This is a genomic window from Archangium sp. (assembly GCF_045802675.1).
GTDB lineage: Bacteria > Myxococcota > Myxococcia > Myxococcales > Myxococcaceae > Archangium.
Map to the genome: position 1 here is coordinate 13,577 of NZ_JBJMQO010000046.1, position 17,445 is coordinate 31,021.

11 protein-coding genes are annotated in these 17,445 nt (G+C 69.4%); 7 read left to right on the top strand and 4 right to left on the bottom strand.

Translation table 11 applies throughout. The annotated features are described in order from the left end of the window. The first annotated feature begins 52 nt into the window (after window positions 1–52). The 3 genes from ACJ8AN_RS13950 (at window position 53) to ACJ8AN_RS13960 (ending at window position 5,222) form a co-directional block, all read left to right on the top strand. A complete protein-coding gene (locus ACJ8AN_RS13950) occupies window positions 53–949 on the top strand; it encodes a DMT family transporter (RefSeq protein WP_407755824.1) in 897 nt (298 codons plus the stop codon). A 278-nt stretch (window positions 950–1,227) separates the two neighbouring features. Then, window positions 1,228–4,194 (top strand): choice-of-anchor D domain-containing protein, encoded by a 2,967-nt coding sequence (locus ACJ8AN_RS13955; RefSeq protein ID WP_407755825.1) that lies wholly within the window; start codon window positions 1,228–1,230, stop codon window positions 4,192–4,194. Between the two features lie 119 nt (window positions 4,195–4,313). Next, window positions 4,314–5,222, top strand: coding sequence for a metallophosphoesterase (locus tag ACJ8AN_RS13960; protein ID WP_407755826.1), 909 nt, complete (start codon window positions 4,314–4,316; stop codon window positions 5,220–5,222). Window positions 5,223–5,231: 9 nt separating this feature from the next. Here the strand turns inward: ACJ8AN_RS13960 and ACJ8AN_RS13965 are convergent, their stop codons facing one another. Further along, window positions 5,232–5,813 (bottom strand): hypothetical protein, encoded by a 582-nt coding sequence (locus ACJ8AN_RS13965; RefSeq protein ID WP_407755827.1) that lies wholly within the window; start codon window positions 5,811–5,813, stop codon window positions 5,232–5,234. Window positions 5,814–5,899: 86 nt separating this feature from the next. After that, complete coding sequence (locus tag ACJ8AN_RS13970) at window positions 5,900–6,376, bottom strand: hypothetical protein (RefSeq protein ID WP_407755828.1); 477 nt, start codon at window positions 6,374–6,376, stop codon at window positions 5,900–5,902. A gap of 299 nt (window positions 6,377–6,675) precedes the next feature. On the opposite strand from ACJ8AN_RS13970, the gene ACJ8AN_RS13975 reads away from it, so the two are divergent. Then, window positions 6,676–7,476, top strand: coding sequence for a type VI immunity family protein (locus tag ACJ8AN_RS13975; RefSeq protein ID WP_407755829.1), 801 nt, complete (start codon window positions 6,676–6,678; stop codon window positions 7,474–7,476). Between the two features lie 15 nt (window positions 7,477–7,491). Here ACJ8AN_RS13975 and ACJ8AN_RS13980 read toward each other — a convergent pair whose 3' ends face one another. Next, window positions 7,492–8,403, bottom strand: a complete 912-nt coding sequence (locus ACJ8AN_RS13980) for a phosphatase PAP2 family protein (RefSeq protein WP_407755830.1) — start codon at window positions 8,401–8,403, stop codon at window positions 7,492–7,494. A gap of 40 nt (window positions 8,404–8,443) precedes the next feature. Between ACJ8AN_RS13980 and ACJ8AN_RS13985 the strand changes: the two genes are divergently transcribed. Genes ACJ8AN_RS13985 through ACJ8AN_RS13995 form a run of 3 tightly spaced genes read left to right on the top strand, consistent with a single transcriptional unit; the run spans window position 8,444 to window position 15,344 of the window. Beyond that, window positions 8,444–11,695: a PD-(D/E)XK nuclease family protein gene (locus ACJ8AN_RS13985; protein WP_407755831.1), complete on the top strand. Its 3,252-nt coding sequence runs from the start codon at window positions 8,444–8,446 to the stop codon at window positions 11,693–11,695. Further along, entirely contained in the window at window positions 11,688–12,716 is a 1,029-nt protein-coding gene (locus ACJ8AN_RS13990) for a UvrD-helicase domain-containing protein (protein ID WP_407755832.1), read from the top strand. The genes ACJ8AN_RS13985 and ACJ8AN_RS13990 overlap by 8 nt, the downstream gene beginning before the upstream one ends. A 39-nt stretch (window positions 12,717–12,755) precedes the next feature. Next, window positions 12,756–15,344: a 3'-5' exonuclease gene (locus ACJ8AN_RS13995; protein ID WP_407755833.1), complete on the top strand. Its 2,589-nt coding sequence runs from the start codon at window positions 12,756–12,758 to the stop codon at window positions 15,342–15,344. 9 nt (window positions 15,345–15,353) lie between these two features. Here ACJ8AN_RS13995 and ACJ8AN_RS14000 read toward each other — a convergent pair whose 3' ends face one another. Further along, the gene (locus tag ACJ8AN_RS14000; protein ID WP_407755834.1) at window positions 15,354–17,342 is read right to left on the bottom strand and encodes a ribonuclease H-like domain-containing protein; all 1,989 of its coding nucleotides are present in this window, start codon (window positions 17,340–17,342) and stop codon (window positions 15,354–15,356) included. Window positions 17,343–17,445 lie beyond the last annotated feature (103 nt).

A 17,445-nucleotide genomic window follows, 5' to 3' on the forward strand; every position in this document is an offset into this window, starting at 1 on the left:
CGTTTCCCTCCACCTCCCGGGAGGGGAGCAGGCAGGGTAGGGTGGGCCCGCCATGCCCCCCATCCCCGAGCGCCTGCGCGGCTCGCCGCTCCTCGTCGTCTCCAGTCTGATGTTCGCCGTGATGGCCCTGTGCGCGAGGACGGTGGCGGGCCGGCTGTCGGTGGGGCAGGTGGTGTGCGCGCGCTTCGCCCTCGGCCTCGTCTTCCTGGCCTTCTACTTCCCGCTCACCGGCACCCGGCCGCACATGGGTCGGCCCGGGCTGTGGGCCCTCCGAGGGATTTTCGGGGGCGGCTCCGTCTACTTCTATTTCATCGCCATCGACCGGCTCGCGGTGGGGCCCGCCACGCTGCTCAACGCCTGCTGGCCCATCTGCGCCGCCATCCTCGGCCTCTTCATCCTCAAGGAGCAGGTGAACGGGTACCTGGCCTCGGGGCTGATGGCCACCACGCTGGGCGCGGGGCTCGTCATCTGGAGCACGGTGCAGGGGGGCCTGGGCCTCACGCTGGGCTCGGGGGCGCTGGCCGGGGCCACCTCGGCGCTCCTCAGTGGCGCGGCCGTCATCGCCCTGCGCGCCCTGCGCGGCGACACGGACGCCGCCTCCATCTTCCTGTCCTTCAACCTCTTCGGGCTGCTGTTCGGCCTGCCCTTCGCCCTGCAGGACTGGCGGCCCCTGAGCGCGGACCTGCTGCTGCCACTGCTCGGCGTGGGCGTGGCCTCGGTGGTGGCGCAGATGGTGTTCACCTACGCCATGGGCTACGTGACGGCCGCGGCCGGCGGCATCACCACGCAGCTCACCCCGGCCTTCTCGTGGCTGCTCGGCGCGCTGCTGCTGGGAGAGCCCGTCCAGCCGCTCTCCATCGTGGGTTCTCTCATCTGCATGGGCGGCGTGCTGTGGGGCACGGGCCTGGTTCCTCGCCTGCTCCTTCCGGCCTCCCGTCCTGCTCCCTAAGCGGTGAATTCCGGGGTGGGGGCATTTCCTCATCCCTTATGGCGGGGTTCCGGTTTTTCCCGTCGGCTGGCGGGCACTTCGGAAATCTTTTCAGGAAGGGTGTGGCACTGGGCAGGCCACTTCCCTCCCGGGTCCAATCCCTTTCCTCGTAGGTCCGCGACTTGTCGCGTCGTTGGGAGACGTTTTTCCCCAGGCCCCGGGGTTGCAGAGGCTCTCACCCCAGGTGTGGCTGGTGATCGATCGAGCAGCGCGAGCGCCGTCGATCTGGGGAGGCTGCAATGTCTGGTTTACGCTGGGTGTGGATGGCGGTGTGCTTGTTGGCCCTGGTCGGGGCGGGCTGCGAGCGGCCGTCGTCGCACCGGGCCCAGTCGGGGCTGGGAGCGTCGCCGGAGAAGCTGGAGTTCGGGCTCTCGGCGGTGGGGGTGACCAAGACGATGAAGGTGCGGCTGTCCAACCGGGGCCGCGCCCCCTTCGTGGTGCACGGCGCCACGGCCACGCTGCCCAACGTGCAGGTGGAGCCCTTCGAGGCCTTCGAGCTGAAGGCGGGCGGTGAGCGCGAGGTGGAGGTGCGCTTCACGCCGGACGTGGAGGGCGCGGTGGCGGGCATGCTGCAGGTGCTCACCGACGCGGACAACGCCGACAAGGACGGCCTGGCGCAGCTGGGCGTGGAGGGCCAGGGCGTGAAGGCGCTGGTGGAAGTGCCCGTGCGCGCCATCGACTTCGGCAACGTGGAGATCGGCCACGTGGAGATTCGCGAGCTCGTGGTGCGCAATCCCTCGCGGGTGGAGAGCCCGGTGCGCCTGGACTTCGACGGGGCGGACTCGGACGAGTACACCTCGAGCGACGCGGGGGCGGAGCTGGTGCTCGAGCCGGGCGAGGAGCGCCGGCTGCAGCTGTCCTTCGCGCCGCAGCGGTTGGGGGCGGCCTCGGCCCAGGCGCGCGTGAGCGTGGCGTGCCCCATGTGCGAGCCCATCGTCGTGACGCTGGCGGGCACGGGCATCGCCACCAAGCTGGAGGTGACGCCGCTGCGGCTGGACTTCGGCCGCGTGGCGCTGGGGGGCACCGCGGAGGATCGCATCACCCTCCGCAACCTGGGCTCCGAGCCCATGACGTTCACCGGGGTGAAGCTGCTGGACAACACGGCCAACGCCTTCCGTGTGGTGAGCGCGCCCACGCTGCCGGGCAACCTGCTCAACGCGGGGGCGGTGGTGGAGGTGCGCGTGTCCTTCTCGCCCACCGTCAGTGGCCCCGTGCGCGAGGCGCGGCTGGAGCTGGACGTGCGGCCCATGGGCACCACCAACCCGGGGCCCAAGGTGTCGCTGATGGGCGAGGGCGGCGCCTCGTGCGTGGTGCTGCAGCCCAAGCCGCTCGACTTCGGCGTGGTGGCCGAGGGCATGAGCGCCACCCGGGACGTCCAGGTGTTCAACCGCTGCCGCGCCGACGTGCTGCTGAGCGAGCTGAAGCTCACCACGAAGAAGGGCGGCTACTTCATGCTGGCCACGGCGCCCTCCAGCCTGCCCATTCCCGCGGGCCAGTCCGTCACCGTGCCCATCACCTATATGCCGCGCGCGGGCGCGGGGGCGGGTGAGGCGGAGCTCGCGGTGAAGATCCTCAACGGGCGCAGCACCTCCACGGAGACGGTGCAGGTGCTGGGCACGGGCAAGGTGTTCTCGCCGTGCCAGTACAAGCTGGAGCCGGCGGCGGTGGAGTTCGGCAGCGTGCCGGTGGGCTCCGAGGTGTCGCTCGCCGCGTCGGTGCGCAACGTGGGCCCCACCGAGTGCTTCGTGGCCGGGATGCAGCTGGCCGAGGGCTCGGATGACGCCTTCAAGGCGGACAAGACGGGCAACAAGGTGCTGTTGCCGGGCCAGCGCGCCCTGCTGCTCGTGCGCTTCAAGCCGGGCGCGGAGGGCAGCTTCTCCGGCATGGCCGAGGGCTGGGTGAACCACCCCTCCGCCGGCCACCTGTTGGTGCCGCTGCACGGCCAGGGCGTGCAGGGGTGCTTCTCGGTGCAGCCCACCAACCTGGACTTCGGCACCACGCGCCTGTCGTGCGGCCCGCGCGAGCGCGAGCTCGTCGTCTACAACAAGTGCCCCGGCCCCACCCTCCTCATGGGCCTGGGCCTCGAGGGGGACGCGGCCGACTTCACGGTGACGCACCCCTTCATGTTCCCGGCGACGCTCCCCGCCAACAGCCAGACCCACATGAAGGTGACGTACGAGCCCACGAGCGACGGGGAGGACACCGCCGCGCTCCGCTTCGACCTGGGCACGGGCTCGCCCTACACCGTGGGCCTGGTGGCCAGGGGCGTGCTCAAGGACGATCAGACGGACCAGTTCATCCAGCAGTCGCAGGCCAAGGTGGACGTGCTGTTCGTCGTGGACAACTCGGGCTCGATGATGGACGAGCAGCAGAACCTGGGCGCCAACTTCTCGGCCTTCCTCACCCACGCGGCCGCCGCGGGCGTGGACTACCACATCGCCGTCACCACCACCGGCCTCGAGCGCTCCTCGGGCGGCTGGGCGGTGTGCCCCGGTGGCGCCGAGGGCGGTGAGAACGGCCGCTTCTTCCCCGTGGACGGCTCCTCGCCGCGCATCATCACCCCGGCCACGCCCTCCGCCGACGCCGTCTTCGTGCGCAACACCAACGTGGGCGTGTGCCACTGGAACGAGCAGGGCCTGGAGGCCATGTACCGCGCCCTGGCGGATCCGCTGGTGTACGGCGTGGATGATCCGCGCACGCCGCTGCCCATGGATGGGAACGCCGGCTTCCTGCGCGAGGACGCCAAGCTGGCCATCGTCGCCATCTCCGACGAGGAGGACTTCTCACCGCAGCCGGAGTCCGCCTACGAGACGTTCCTGCTGGCCCTCAAGGGCGGCGACAAGTCCAAGGTGTCCTTCTCCGCCATCGTCGGGCCCAACGACCTGAGCGCCTGCCCCCGCGCCAGCAGCTCCGGCTCGCGCTACATCCAGCTGGCCCAGAACACCGGCGGCGTGGTGGAGAACATCTGCACGCCCAACTGGGCCGAGTCGCTGGAGCGCATCTCGGAGAACGCCTTCGGGCCCAACCGCTCCTTCCCGCTCAACGAGCGGCCCTCGGACTCCACGCGCATCGTGGTGCGGGTGGACGGCGTGGAGGTGACGACCGGGTGGACGTACGACGCGGCCACCAACACGGTCATCTTCGACTCGGGCTCGGCGCCCCCGCCCGGGGCGACGGTGGAAATCACGTACCCGGTGAGCTGCTAGGACAGGGCCCGGCTGGATGCAAGGGGGCGCTCCGAACGGGCGCCCCTTTTGCTTTTTGACACACTGCGTGGACATCCCCCTCGACAGGGCCCGCGGAGAGGGGCAGGGTGGTGGGCACGATGGCTCCACAATCCCTCCTGGTCGCCGGTGTGGGAGACATCCACGGACGCTTCCATCGGGTGGAGGCGTGGCTGGACGCGCTGGCGGAGGCCCGGGGCCGTCCGGTGGACCTGGTGCTGGCGGTGGGGGACGTGGAGGCCTTCCGGCACGCGGACGACCACCGGCGCAAGACGGCCAAGCGCGCCATGCCCGCCGAGTTCGCCGAGTACGCCGACGGGGTGCGGACGATGAAGCGGCCGCTGTACTTCATCGCCGGCAACAACGAGGACTTCGAGGCCCTGCACGACGCGCCGGAGGGGATGCAGCTGGCGCCCAACGTGCACTACCTGGGGCGGGCGGGGCTCAAGGAGATATTGGGGCTGCGGGTGGGGTTCCTGTCGGGCATCCACGCGCCGCGCTTCTACGAGCAGCCGCTGAAGCGACCGCGCTCGCTCGACACCGCGAAGCAGGCCGGGTACTTCCGCGCACCCGAGGTGGAGACGGTGGCGGCGCTGCGGGACGTGGACCTGCTGCTGGTGCACGAGTGGCCGAGGGGCTTGCCGCAGCGGGCGCAGGAGCGCGAGGTGCCGCCGCCGGGCCGGACGCTGCCCAACTACTGGATTGGCAACCCGATTACCCGGCGGCTGGTGGAGACGGTGCACCCGAAATGGGTGCTGTGCGGGCACTCGCACCGGGCCTTCGCGGTGACGCTCGGGGGGCACGGGGTGAAGCCGCCCACGCGCGTGGCGTGCCTGGACCAGGCGACGCGGCCCGACGAGTCGGTGTTCTGGATGGAGTTCCAGGGCCGCGAGGTGGTGCGCGCCGGCTGGGGCATCTCCGGCAAGGAGTCGTGGGGGGGCGGGCAGCCGTGGGGCCTGGCCTCGCTGCCCGCGCCTCCCGAGCCCGAGCCCGTGGGCACCGGGTACTGAAACGTCTGGCTACCAGCGGTGCCAGGTGAAGAGGCAGTCGATGAGCTGCGCCTCGCCGAGCCCGTAGTTGGCCGAGCGCGGGACGAGCTCCGGCACGGGGGTGAAGAGGGTGTCGTTGGACAGGCGGGTCAAGCCGAGGGTGGACTCGATGAGCCCGGCGAGCCTCGCCTCGTGCGCCTGGAACTCGGGGGGAAAGGGTGGAAAGCGGAGCCAGTAGTCTCCTTCGGGGCGGCTCTTGTCCGTGTGTGAGGCATAAATGGCATACACCGGCGCGAGCTGGCTCAGCAGCCCGACGACGCAGTCGTAACGGGAGCCTCCCGGCATCGAGCCCGGGAGGGAGACCCGAACACTGTTGCAGGGCTCGTGCATGGGCACGGTCGTGTCCCAGACGTTGCAATCGGGGAATGCCTCGACGACCCGTCGGGTGAAGCCTTTCCAGGTGGACGAAGGCTGCTCGTTGGCTTGGAGCAGCCGGGTGAGGCGCTGGCCCTCTTCGGATTCCCTGTATCGAGGATCATCATTGCGGAGGCCAGAGGGGAAGTAGCAGTGAACGAGCTGGGCGAGCGCCTCGGCGAATGATTCCGGCTTCATGAGTGGAGTTTCCTCGAGCCTTTTCGGTGGGAATCGGTTGCCTGCTTCTTTCTACCACTGTGGAAGTGAAGGAGAGGCTTCCGTTTTCAAGGGAACGTCTTCCTGGAGACGCCCTCTCGTTGGAAGCCGGAGACCCGGGCACCAGGGATGGTGCCGGACACTGGATCCGCCAGGATGCTCTGCATGTATTCTCTGAATTTGAAACAGGCCAGAGCAGTCATGTGGCGCTCCCGCAGGACCCGACGTGCTGCCTGGTCCGCTGCCTTGGCTGCCTCCACTTGTGCGAATTCATTCGTCACCCACGTGTCCCCAGACCTTTCCGGAACACCCACCTCGATGTCGCAAGTGGCTGCTGAGGAGAACATGGGGGAAATCCTGCCCAGCAAGATGAGCACCTGGGCGACTTTCCATCCACCTCCTTCTGGTCCGGTGTAAGGCACGACATTCTCAAACTGGAACATGGACGGCGGGATATGGCCGCCGACGCACGCCAGATGGGCTGTGCCGAGGACCGCCAGCAAGAGCAGGACCCTACATCCAGTGAATGATGGCTGAAGTCGCATGGAGCCTCTCTTTCGGCAGACAGTGTATTGGAAGAGGCTGACTTGTCTGATTTAGATGATTTGGGATTTGGTTTTTCTTCTGCCGAAAGAGAGGCTCCATGTCGCTCACGGACGAAAATCACGTTCCGGCCCGCTTGACTGCTAGACGTCTACCAGTGGATGCGCACAAATGCATACGCGGGCGGCGCACATATCCCTGCCTTGCTGGTAGACGTCTACCAGTGAGCGGGCTCTTTCCCGTCCATTCGATTCACGGCTCCAGGCCGTTTTTCGTGAAGTCTTCGGCCCAATATGAGGGGATGGCTCAGGGTGCGCCCCTGACGGAGAAGCGGTGGGAGAGGATTCGCCGCATTCTGCGGAACACGAAGCGTCTGTCCTTTCCTGACGACTTTGGCGAAGCATCCCGGTGGCGAATCGAGAAGCGCGGCTTCGATCTGGGTCTTTTCTTCCTCAGGGGATTCAACAGCCAGAATGGCTACGAACTCGAGTACAAGGCGCGTATCCCATGGCCCGCTTCCGAGAACGGAGGGCTGAGCGTGCTCAGGGCAACGCTGCCCATCGAATATCTCGAGGAGCATGGGCTGGGACGCGTGCGCCAGTTGGCCCTCGACATGGCCTCCCAGCTGCGATTCTCCTCCGGGCACGCGGGCCTGGCCCTTTGTGTCTACGGGCTCGTTCGACTCACGGACCCCGTCTTCCGCGCCGACATCCTGCGCTACCCCGGCATCGACCTCCGGTCTGTCTGGCCTTTCGAGACGTGGATGGGCCTCCGGGTGGATGGCGTCCACTGGCTCAACTTCCTTGGGCCCCCCTTTGTCCAGCAGCTCGGCGGAGCCGGGGCCCTGCGCTCCCGGCTGCACTCCCCCGAGACGACGCTGGTGGAGTTGGACGAGGAGCGCGTGGTCATCTCCCTGGGCGAGCGGCCGGAGGCGGGAGACCTCGCGGCGGGGAAGACGCTTCCCGCGTACCGTGAGCTCGCCCGGGTGCTGGAGCCCTGGCTCGAGTCCTTCGACAAGCTGCCCTTCGCCACCCCCACGATGCCCTGGCTTGGCCACTCCGCGGAGGAAGGCCGGCGCTGGTGGAGACGCTTCCTGGATTGAGAGGCTCTTTCCGGCTCAGAACCGCCCGGAGAACATCACGCCGCCGAGGCTGCCGGATACGTTCATCGACATGCCCGTGGCCTGCGTCTGCGCTGGCCCCTGGCGCCCGTGAAGCAGCAGGGGCACGCCCACGCCGAAGAGCGAGCCCGCCACCGCGCCCGTCAGCACGTCCGTGAGGTAGTGCTTGTCCGCGCCCATGCGCATCAGCCCCACCGAGGCCGCCACGGGCAGGCCCACCGCCCAGATGAGCCAGCGGTTCTTGTACCCGCGCAGCTCCGACACCGTGCCCGCCGCCGTCACCAGCGAGAAGGCCATCGCCGTGTGCCCGCTGTAGAAGGACAGGTTGTTGTCCGTGGGGTGCTCGGTGAGGGGCTTCTGGTCCTCGGGCAGCACGTGGACGAAGGGGCGCTCGCGGCCCACGGAGAACTTCACCACCTGGTTGACCACCTGGCTCACCACGAACGACTCCAGGATGATGGTGGTGTCCTCGGCGAAGTAGCGCGGCGGCGCTCCGCTCCCCGAGGACAGCAGGTACTGCCCTCCCAACACCCCCACCGGCAGCACGATGAAGTCGGCGATGTTGCTCGCCTTGTTCCAGCGGGCCTGGCCCTCCGGGGTGCTCGCCGCGAGGCCTCGGCCCCACCGGTCCACCGCGTTGAGGGTGTCCGTGCCGTCCGCCGAGCGGTCGCACCAGCGGCAGTGGTCCGGGGCGAGCTCGTCCTTCAAGAGGGTCTCGCTGGTGATCCACAGCACGGCACCGGTACCGGTGATGATGCCATCGCGTGGCCAGCTGAAGTTCAGCTCATGGAGCGCGGGGGCATCCGAGGCCTGTTGGGCCCGGGCCGGGGCCTCGGCGAAGGCAGGAGAGGAGGCGACCAGGAAAGCGAACGCTAGAAAACACGGGGCAGTTGGCACGGAGCCGAGCATAAATGCGCCCCTCGCCTCGTTCTACAATCCGCCTCCGCGTATGACCTCTCCCCGACGTACCCTTCAGGTCTTCCCCGACACTGGTCGCCGTCTGGCCGCTTTGCGCGCGGCCCGGAGCGCGGCTGGAGTCGTGCGCGGAGACGCCTTCCTCACCTGGGAGGGCTTCCTGGAGGCGCTCGGCGGCGCGCGTGAGCTGGGGCGGCGCCCGTGCTCACCGCTCGTGGCGCGCACGGTGGTGGGCTCGCTCGCGCAGGGCCTCGGCGACACGCCCTTCGGCGACTTCGTCCACGAGCCCGCCTTCGCCCGCGCCGCGCTCGACGTGCTGTTGGACCTCAAGGCCGGCCGGCTCTCCCCGCGCGACCTGCAGGATGCGCTCGATGTGTTCCCTCCCGAGCGGCGCCACCGCGTCCGCATGCTGGCCCTGCTGCACCACGCCTACGAGCAGAAGATGGCCGAGCTGGGCCTGGCGGACCGCGAGGACGTGGTGCGCGGGGCGCGCGAGGCCCTGGAGCGCAGCGCCTGGCCCGTGGCCTGGGAGGACGTGGGCTCGCTCGTGCTGCACGGCATCTACGACGTGCGGCCCTCGGGGCTGGAGCTGCTGATGGCCCTGGCGGCCGCCTGCGACGCGCGCCGGGTGACGCTGCGGGTGGAGACGCCGGTGGGTGGCTCGCCGGTGGCGGACGCGGCCCTCGCGGCCCTCTTCCGCGCCTTCGAGAACCGCGGCGAGACGCTCCCCCACGTGGACCTCTTCAAGGCGGACGTCACCTTCGAGTCCCGCCCGATGGTGGAGCTCGGCCGCCACCTCTTCTCGCCGCAGGCGAAGAAGGACGTGCTCCAGGGCGCGGTGGAAGGCCTGCGCATGTGGAGCGCCGGAGCGGCTCGTGACGAGGCCCGGCTCATCGCCCGGGACGTGCGCCGGCGGGTGTCGGACGGAGTGCCTCCCGGGAGCATCGCCGTGGCGTGGAGGGAGCTCGGGCCCGAGGTGCGCTGGTTCGCGGACGCGCTCACCGAGCTCGGTGTGCCCGTGCGCCTGCCCTGGGGGGAGCCGCTCGCGCTGGCCGGCCCGGTGCGTCTGGCGTTGGACCTGCCCCTGCTGGTGGAGGATGGCTTCCCCGCCGAGCGCGTGGCCGAGCTGGTCTCCAGCCGCTACGCGCCCGCGCTCTCCCGGGGGGCGCCCGAGGCTCCGGCGACGCTCCTCTCGCTCGCGGCCGTGCGGGATGACCGGCTCGGCGCGATGCGCGGCAAGGGCGCGTATGACCTCCGCCTGGAGTCCCTGGCGAAGCGGCTGGCGCCGTTGCCGGACCAGGTACGCCCCAAGGAGCAGCGGCGCTCCCACGAGGCCCGGGTGCTGCGCGAGCGGTGCCTCCTGCTGCTCGAGTCCTGCCGCCGCATTCCGGAGCAGGGGAAGGCCTCGGAGCTGCTCGCCGCGTGGTGGCAGGTGGTGCAGCGGCTGGGGTTGATGGACTCGGAGGGTGCGCGGGAGACGCCGGCGGACGAGGGCCTCGCGGCGCTCGGGTTGGATGCGCGGGCGCGGGATGATGCGGCGCGGGTGGCGCTCGCGGTGCGGGTGCGGGAGTTGGAGCGGACGCTCGCGGCGGTGGGAGGAGGGCCCCGGCTGCGGCGGCGCACCTTCGGCCGCTGGCTGCAGGACGCGATGCGCGACGTGCACCTGCCCGCGCGAGGGCCCGCGACGGGCGCCGTGGAGGTGCTGGACGTGCGCGAGCTGGAGGGCCGCGGCTTCGCCCATGTCTTCCTCGGGGGCATGGCCGAGGGCCGCTTCCCGGGCCGTGACGAGCCCAACCCGCTGCTGGCCGACGCCGAGCGCATCACCCTCAACAAGCATCTGGGCCGGGACGTCTTCCGCCTCACGGGCGGTGAGTTCGAAGACAGGGCGCCGTGGCGTCTCACCGAGGACCGGCTGCTGTTCGCCAGTGTCCTGGCCAGCGCCGAGGAGACGGTGAGCCTGTCCTTCTCGGTGGAGGGCCCGGGCGGCCAGGAGCAGGCGCCTTCCGCCTTCCTGGAGGAGGTGCGGCGGCTGACGGGGGCCACGTGGGAGACGCGCTCGTTGCCGGCCATCGCGCCGCTCGACGAGGTGCTCACGGAGGCGGAGCTGCGCCAGCGCGTGGTGTTGGAGTCGCTCGCCAATGAGCGGCTGCGCGTCACCGTGCCGGACCCCGCGCGCAACGTGCTCCAGCAGCGCTTCGAGGACGCGCCGTGGCTCGTGGCGGCGAAGGAGCTGGTCCAGGTGGAGATCGAGCGCCTGCACTTCTTCGGCGACACGCGCAAGGGCGCGGGCCGCTACACGGGCGCGGTGGATGACCCCGCTCTGAGCGAGGCCGTGCGCGAGGCCTTCCGCTTCGACAAGGAGCGGCCGCTGTCGGCGTCCGCGCTCGCGCGTTTCGGCAACTGCGGCTTCCAGGGCTTCCTGTCCTACGGGCTCAAGGTGCCCGAGCCGGAGCAGCCGGGCGAGGAGTTCGATCGCCGGGGGCAGGGCGTCTTCTGGCACCGGGTGCTGGAGGAGTTCTTCAAGCGGCTCAAGGAGCGTAAGCTGCTGGGCCGGGGCCTGGACGAGCTGCCGGAGGAGCTGTTGGACGTGGTGCTCGACGAGGTGCGTGCGCACTTCGAGCAGCGCCACTACGTGGGTCACCCGGCGCTGTGGCGGCTGGCGCGCGAGCGGGCGAAGAACATGGTGCGCCGCATCCTCATGGACGAGCGGCGAGGCCTGCCCTTCGAGCGTTTCGAGCCCGAGGGCTTCGAGCTGCGTTTCGGGCCTCGCAACCCGGAGGAGGGCTGGAACGAGGTGACGCTTCAGGTGGGCGAGGAGCTCATCCACTTCGAGGGCACCATCGACCGGTTGGACATGGGCGCTGGCGAGGTGGGCGTCATCGACTACAAGTCCGGCAAGCTGTCGAAGTCGGAGCTGAAGAAGAAGTTGCTCGACTCGGACTTCCAGCTGCCGCTGTACCTGTACGCGGCGCGGGCGAGCGGTCACCGCAACACGAGTCGGGCGGCGTGGTTCTCGCTGCGCACGGGAAAGGTCATCCACCTCTCGGACGTGCTGGAGGAGGACGCGGTCGAGATGGATGCACTGCTGTCCACCGAGCCGGAGGTGCGGGCGAAGATGGCGGCCGACGCGAAGCCCAACCTGGCCAACGCGGTGGAGGCATTGATTCGCACGGTGAGGGCGGGGCAGTTCGCCGTGAGACCCAAGGACTGCGGGAGCTGCGGCTATCGCCCCGTGTGCCGCATTACCGAGCGGCGGCTCGTGGAGGAGGAGGGCTCCTATGAGTGAGACCTCTCCGCTGGCGCTGGAGAAGAACCTCGCCCTGATGGCGGGTGCCGGCGCGGGCAAGACGTACAGCCTGGAGACCATGACGCTGCACCTGCTGACGGGGGCGCGCGAGGGCCAGAAGCCCCTGCGTCCCTCGCGGCTGTGCATGGTGACGTTCACCGACAAGGCCGCCGCGGAGATGCGCAAGCGTGTCCGGGAGCGCCTGGACACGCTCGTCCATTCCGAGCCCAAGGACGTGAAGGAGGACGTGTTGCGCGCCTCGCTCGCGCGGCTGGATCGTCCCATGCCGTCGCAAGACACGTGGCGGGCCCTGCGCGAGGAATTGGGCTCGGCGTCGGTGGGCACCTTCCACTCGATGTGCGGCCAGTTGTTGCGCCGTGCGCCGCCGGGCTCGGGCGTGGACTCGTCCTTCGAGGTGCTCGACGAGCTGGAGGCCCGCACGCTCGTGGTGGACGTGTGCGAGCGCGTGGTGCTGGCCGCACTGGAGGCCGGTGACGCGGGCGTGCGCGAGCTGTGCCAGGAGCTGACCTTCTCGGGCTCGGATTTCACCGAGGGACTGGTGTCCTCGCTGGCCGCCACCTACGGCAAGCTGCGCGAGGAAGGTCTGCGCGCGGCGGATGCCCGCATCTCGGATGCGAACGAGGCCCGTGCCGGACTCCTGGCCCTCGTCGAGCGGTGCCGTCAGTTGTGCGCCACCGTGGCCGAACTGGACGCCAAGGGCGAGTGGCGCGAGCTGCGCGAGGCGCTCGAGCGCGCGCTGGAGGGCCTCACGCCGGAGAACTGCTTCGAGCCCGAGCGCCTGCCCTCGCTCAAGGCGGCCTTCCTCGATGACGGCCGCGACGTGCGCCGGTTGAAGAAGGAGCCGGGCAACTCGATGAAGGAGCTGTACTGGTGCCTCTTCGGGAAGAGCGACGGCTCGGTGATGCGGCTGGAGGACGCGTACGCGGGGTGGCGCACGGCGCCCTTCGAGGCCTCGTTCCGCTCGCTGCTCGCGCAGGTGGAGGCCCGCCACGAGGAGTAGTTCGCCCGGCGCAACGCGCTGGACTTCACCGCGCTGCTGGTGAAGACGCGCGACCTGCTGAGGGACATCCCGGACTTCCGCCGTCAGGTGCAGGAGCGCCTGGGCGCGCTCATGGTGGACGAGTTCCAGGACACCAACCGCCTCCAGCTCGAGCTGGTGCTGCTGCTCGCCGAGAAGCGTGAAGGTGGGCCGCGCCCGCTGCGTCCGGACGAGGACCTGGTGGCCTCGCTGCCTCTGGAGCCCGCGTTCCTGTGCGCGGTGGGTGACCGCAAGCAGTCCATCTACGAGTTCCGCGGCGCCGACGTCTCCGTCTTCGAGGTGCTGGCGAAGAAGATCGAGTCCGAGGGCGGTGTGCGGGACTACCTCCAGCACAACCGGCGCTCGGTGCCGCCGCTGCTCGAGTTCTTCAACCACGCCTTCGCGGGCGTGCTGGTGGCGGGCGAGGGCGGAGCACGGCCCTACGAAGTCGTCTACGAGCCCGAGGAAGATGACCTCCTGCCGGTGCGTCCGGCCCCACTACCCGCCCCGGTGGTGGAGCGGCTCCAACTGGACGACGAGGAACTCTCCACGGGCGAACTGCGCGCGGCGGACGCGGAGTCGGTGGCGAAGCGGCTGAAGGTGATGCTGGCCCCGGGGGCCGAGCCCCTCGTGGCGGTGAGCAAGGAGAGCGCGGAGCGGCGCCCGGTGCGGGGCGGCGACGTGGCCATGCTCTTCCGGACCTTCACGCACCTGGAGGTGTACCGGCAGGCGCTCATCCACCATGGGATTCCCCACCGCGTGCTGCGCGGGCGCGGCTTCTACGGCGCGCAGGAGGTGCTGGACCTGGCCTCGCTGCTGTCGCTGCTGGCGGACTCCGAGGACTCGCTCGCCTTCGCCGCGGTGCTGCGCTCGCCGCTGGTGGGGCTGTCGGATGCCGCGCTCTTCCAGCTCGCCGGGCCCGAGGGCCTGTCGCTGCCCACCGTGGAGCGCGCGGGCTCCTCGGCCCTGGAGAAGCTGCCCGAGGGTGAACGGGTGCGGCTGGAGCGTTTCCTCTCGGCGCTGCCGGCGCTTCGGGGCGAGCGGGACAGGCTCGGCGTGCGGGCCCTGCTGCAGGCCGCGCTGGACATGACGGGCTACCGCGAGGCGCTGGCGGGCACTCCGTACGCGGAGCAGGCGAGCGCCAACGTGGAGAAGCTGCTCGCGCTCGCGGGCCGTCGGGATGAGCGGGGCACGGGTGCATGCGTCACCTTCGCTCGCGAGCTGCAGCGGCTGGCCAACGAGGAGCCCACCGAGGCGCAGGCGGACCTGCTGGAAGCGGGAGACCCTCGCGCGGTGCAGCTGCTCACCATCCACCGCGCCAAGGGCCTGGAGTGGCCGGTGGTGGTGGTGCCCTCGCTCGGGAGCCTGCGGCGCTTCTCCAGTGGGCGGGCCCTCTTCGAGCGCACGCATGGCCTGTGTCTGCGGCCGTGGCTGCCGGACAGCCTCGACAAGTACCGCTCTCCCCGCTACGACACGGTGAAGGACGAGCTGCGGCGGCGCGAGACGGCCGAGTACCGGCGTCTGCTCTACGTCGCGCTCACCCGTGCCCAGGACAGGCTCATCCTCTCTGGAGGCAAGGAGCGCGGCGCGTCCGACTCCTGGTGGTGCCTGCTCGACGAGCGGTTGGAGGAGGACACGCAGCTGCGTGGGCTCGTCGAGGACCTGGACGTGGATACGCTGCCCGCGCCCCCGGAGCTGTCCGAGCCGGAGGACGTGGACGTCTCGGTGCAGGAGGCCCGTGTCGAGGCGGCGTTGCAGCGGGTGCAGGAAGGCGCTCCGCTGGCCGCGCCCGAGGGGGTGTCGGTGGGCACGGAGGCCGTGCAGGACTTCCTCGTGTGCCCGCGCCGCTACCGGTATGTGCACCGGCTCGGGCTGCGAGCGGAGGGCGCCCCGTGGGAGACGCCGCCGCGCGAGTCCTCGCCGTACCTCGATCGCGACGCCTGGGGCGCACCGGCTCCGAGCCCGTCGGACCGGGTGCTGAGGCTGCTGCGGGTGGTGGACTTCCGCCTCGTTGGGACGCCGGCTCCCGAGCGTCGCGCCCGCCTGGAGGCGCTCGTGCGCGAGGTGGGCTGGGACGTGGGGGACGACGGAGTGGGGGAGGCGCTCGCCACCGTGGAGCGCTTCCTCGGCACGGCCTTCGCCCGCCGTCTGGCCACGGCGCCCGCGGCGAGCGTGCACCGCGCGTTGCCCTTCGTGCTGCCGTTGCAGGGGAACGGCACCTCGGCGGCCCTCGAGGGCGAGGTGGATCTCCTCTGGGAGACGCCAGCGGGCGAGGCGCGGGTGGTGCTCTTCAAGCCCGGTAGGCGCTCGCCTCGGGGAGCGGCGGCGCATGCCGATTCCCTGGCGGCGCTGCTGCTGGCCGCGCGGCGGATGGTGCGCGAGGGCGTGCCCGTGGAAGCAGGCGTGGCCTTCCTGGGCGAGGACGTACCGGAGCCGGAGTTCCCCGCGCCCGTCACGGACATGCAGGCCATCGCCGAGCGTCTGCGGGAGGCGGCTCGGGGATTGGTGGAGGCGGACGTCCGGGGCCGCTGGCCGGGCCGGGAGCCTTCGGCTTGCCAGACACTCGGCTGCGGCTACGCCGGACACTGTCATCCCGGCACCAGGGCCTGACGCGGCACCTCACTCCTTCGCCCAACTGGGCTCCCAATCTGAACGAGCCAGGGCAAGCCCGCGTTGCGACCCCTCCCGGAACATGGGGGAGGACGGCGAGACGGGATGCCCCACGGGAGATTCCGCGAACTTCACCATGTCCTCATAGAGACGGCGCAACAGTCTCGGCATGGCGAGCACATCATCCTCGTTGTACTGGAGCGCTGTCTCCCACGAAAACGTCATGTGTCCACGGCGCTCGCGAACGCTCTCCAGGTAGGCCGCGGAGAGCGAATATCCGCCCATGGAATGCCGCATCGCGATGTCCGTTGCCTCCGCGACCTCCTTCAATCCATATCCCGCGCAGGGAGGCACCATCTGACCTTTGATGTAGGTTTGTAGGTCGTATTTCTCACGTGCCTCGAAGCGACTCGCATGCCCGGGGAGAAGGTGCTGGAGCCGGCGCGCGAGATACCTGTGGTCGAAATTCGTGCCGCTGTAGCAGACGAGCGTTGCCTCGGGCTCCGCGTCGATGAAGTCCATGAAGGCTTCGAGGATGGTGTGTTCCTCGCTCGGCTTCTTCGCCAGGAACTGCTCCACTTTCGACGCACCTGCCCGAAGCGCACCAATGAGCCAGACCTGCTTGTCTGACTCCATTTCCATGGGGCCTGAGGGGAGCGTCTCGATATCGTAGTAGATGACCCGTCGTGGAAACGGCCTGGGAATAAAGGGGCACTCCAAAGGGAGGAAGCGCTTCTCCTTGAGCGCCCGCGCATGAAGCAGCCACTTCCGAGCAATCGTGAGCGGTGCTCCACTCGCATCCGCCAGCGTTTCGGCGGACTCTTTCAAGACATCGCGCCACATCCGAATACCGCGACTCTCGAGCCGTGCCGTTCTCTCGGGACCACATTCCACGAGTGCCGTCGTCTTGTAGGTGTGGGGATGGAACCACTCCACCTTTTGCACGCTTCCTTCTGCGATATCGATGATGGCGAGCCGTCCCTTCGCGTCCGGGTTGTCGTGATTGGCGGCATTGATCACCCAGCAGTTCCCGATGCGCTCGACTTGTCCGCCCTGCGAGTGCACATGGCCGCAAACCACGAGACGAACGTCATGCTTGCGCATGAATTCGCGAAGCGCCCGGCTGCCGATCCGGTCCGTACCAAATCGGGCCGCCAGATCGAGCACTCCATGGGGTGGGGCATGGCTCACGACGATGAGGGGCGCGCCTGCCGGGAAACGAGCAGCGCTCTCTTCCAGGTGCTGCGCGGCAACTCGCTCGTCATAGATGATGCTCCCCCTCGGACCTGGAGATGCCTCCAATCCAATGACACCAAATCGTCCGCACCTCAGCGGTCTGCAATGGAGATCACGCACACCCGGAGCACGCAGAATGTAACGGTCCAAGTCGGAGCAATCATTGCCGATGACTCCCGCGAGCCCGAGGCGTGCCTGCCGTGCGAGCCGTTCGAAGGCATTGGGTCGGGCTCCACCCACTCCCAGACAGAAGATGGCATGCCAGCGCTCTTCACGTCGCACGTGGGCGAGCGTGCATTTCTTGAGGAGCGCTTCGCGCAAGGCATGAACCGAGTCCGGCTCTCCAAGGAGCTGGAGCAGGTATCGCCATGGCTGGGACATGGACTCCCACCGGGAAAGTCTCAAGGCGGGCCCTGCGTTCTCACGTTTTCGCCGCAGGCCATGGAACACCCCGTAATTGACCGCAGCCAACGAATCCTGGCCCTCCTCCAGCGGTAAGGTGAGCGTCATCCACCGCCCACAGCGGCCGACGAAGAAGGCCGCCTGTCCTACCTGGGCTTCAGGGAAGATTTGCGCCCAGACAGGATGCTTGGGGTCGTACTCGAGCTCGGTGAGGTATTCCTCGAAAGGAGCATCTCCGAATCGCGCGGTGTCGTCCCCACCGTAGAGCAGCAGGTCCGGTCTTCCTCCAATGACGTCCAGGGCCAATTCGACATCGGATACGGGCTGCGCTCGCCAGTCGCTGAAAGCCACGAGGCGCATCTGACCTCCCGGGGGCTCGAAGAAACGGGCTCCACTCTGCGAGCATGATGCACCAGGACCGCTCGCGGCAGGGTGCTCAGCCATGGAACTCTGTTCAGTGGGC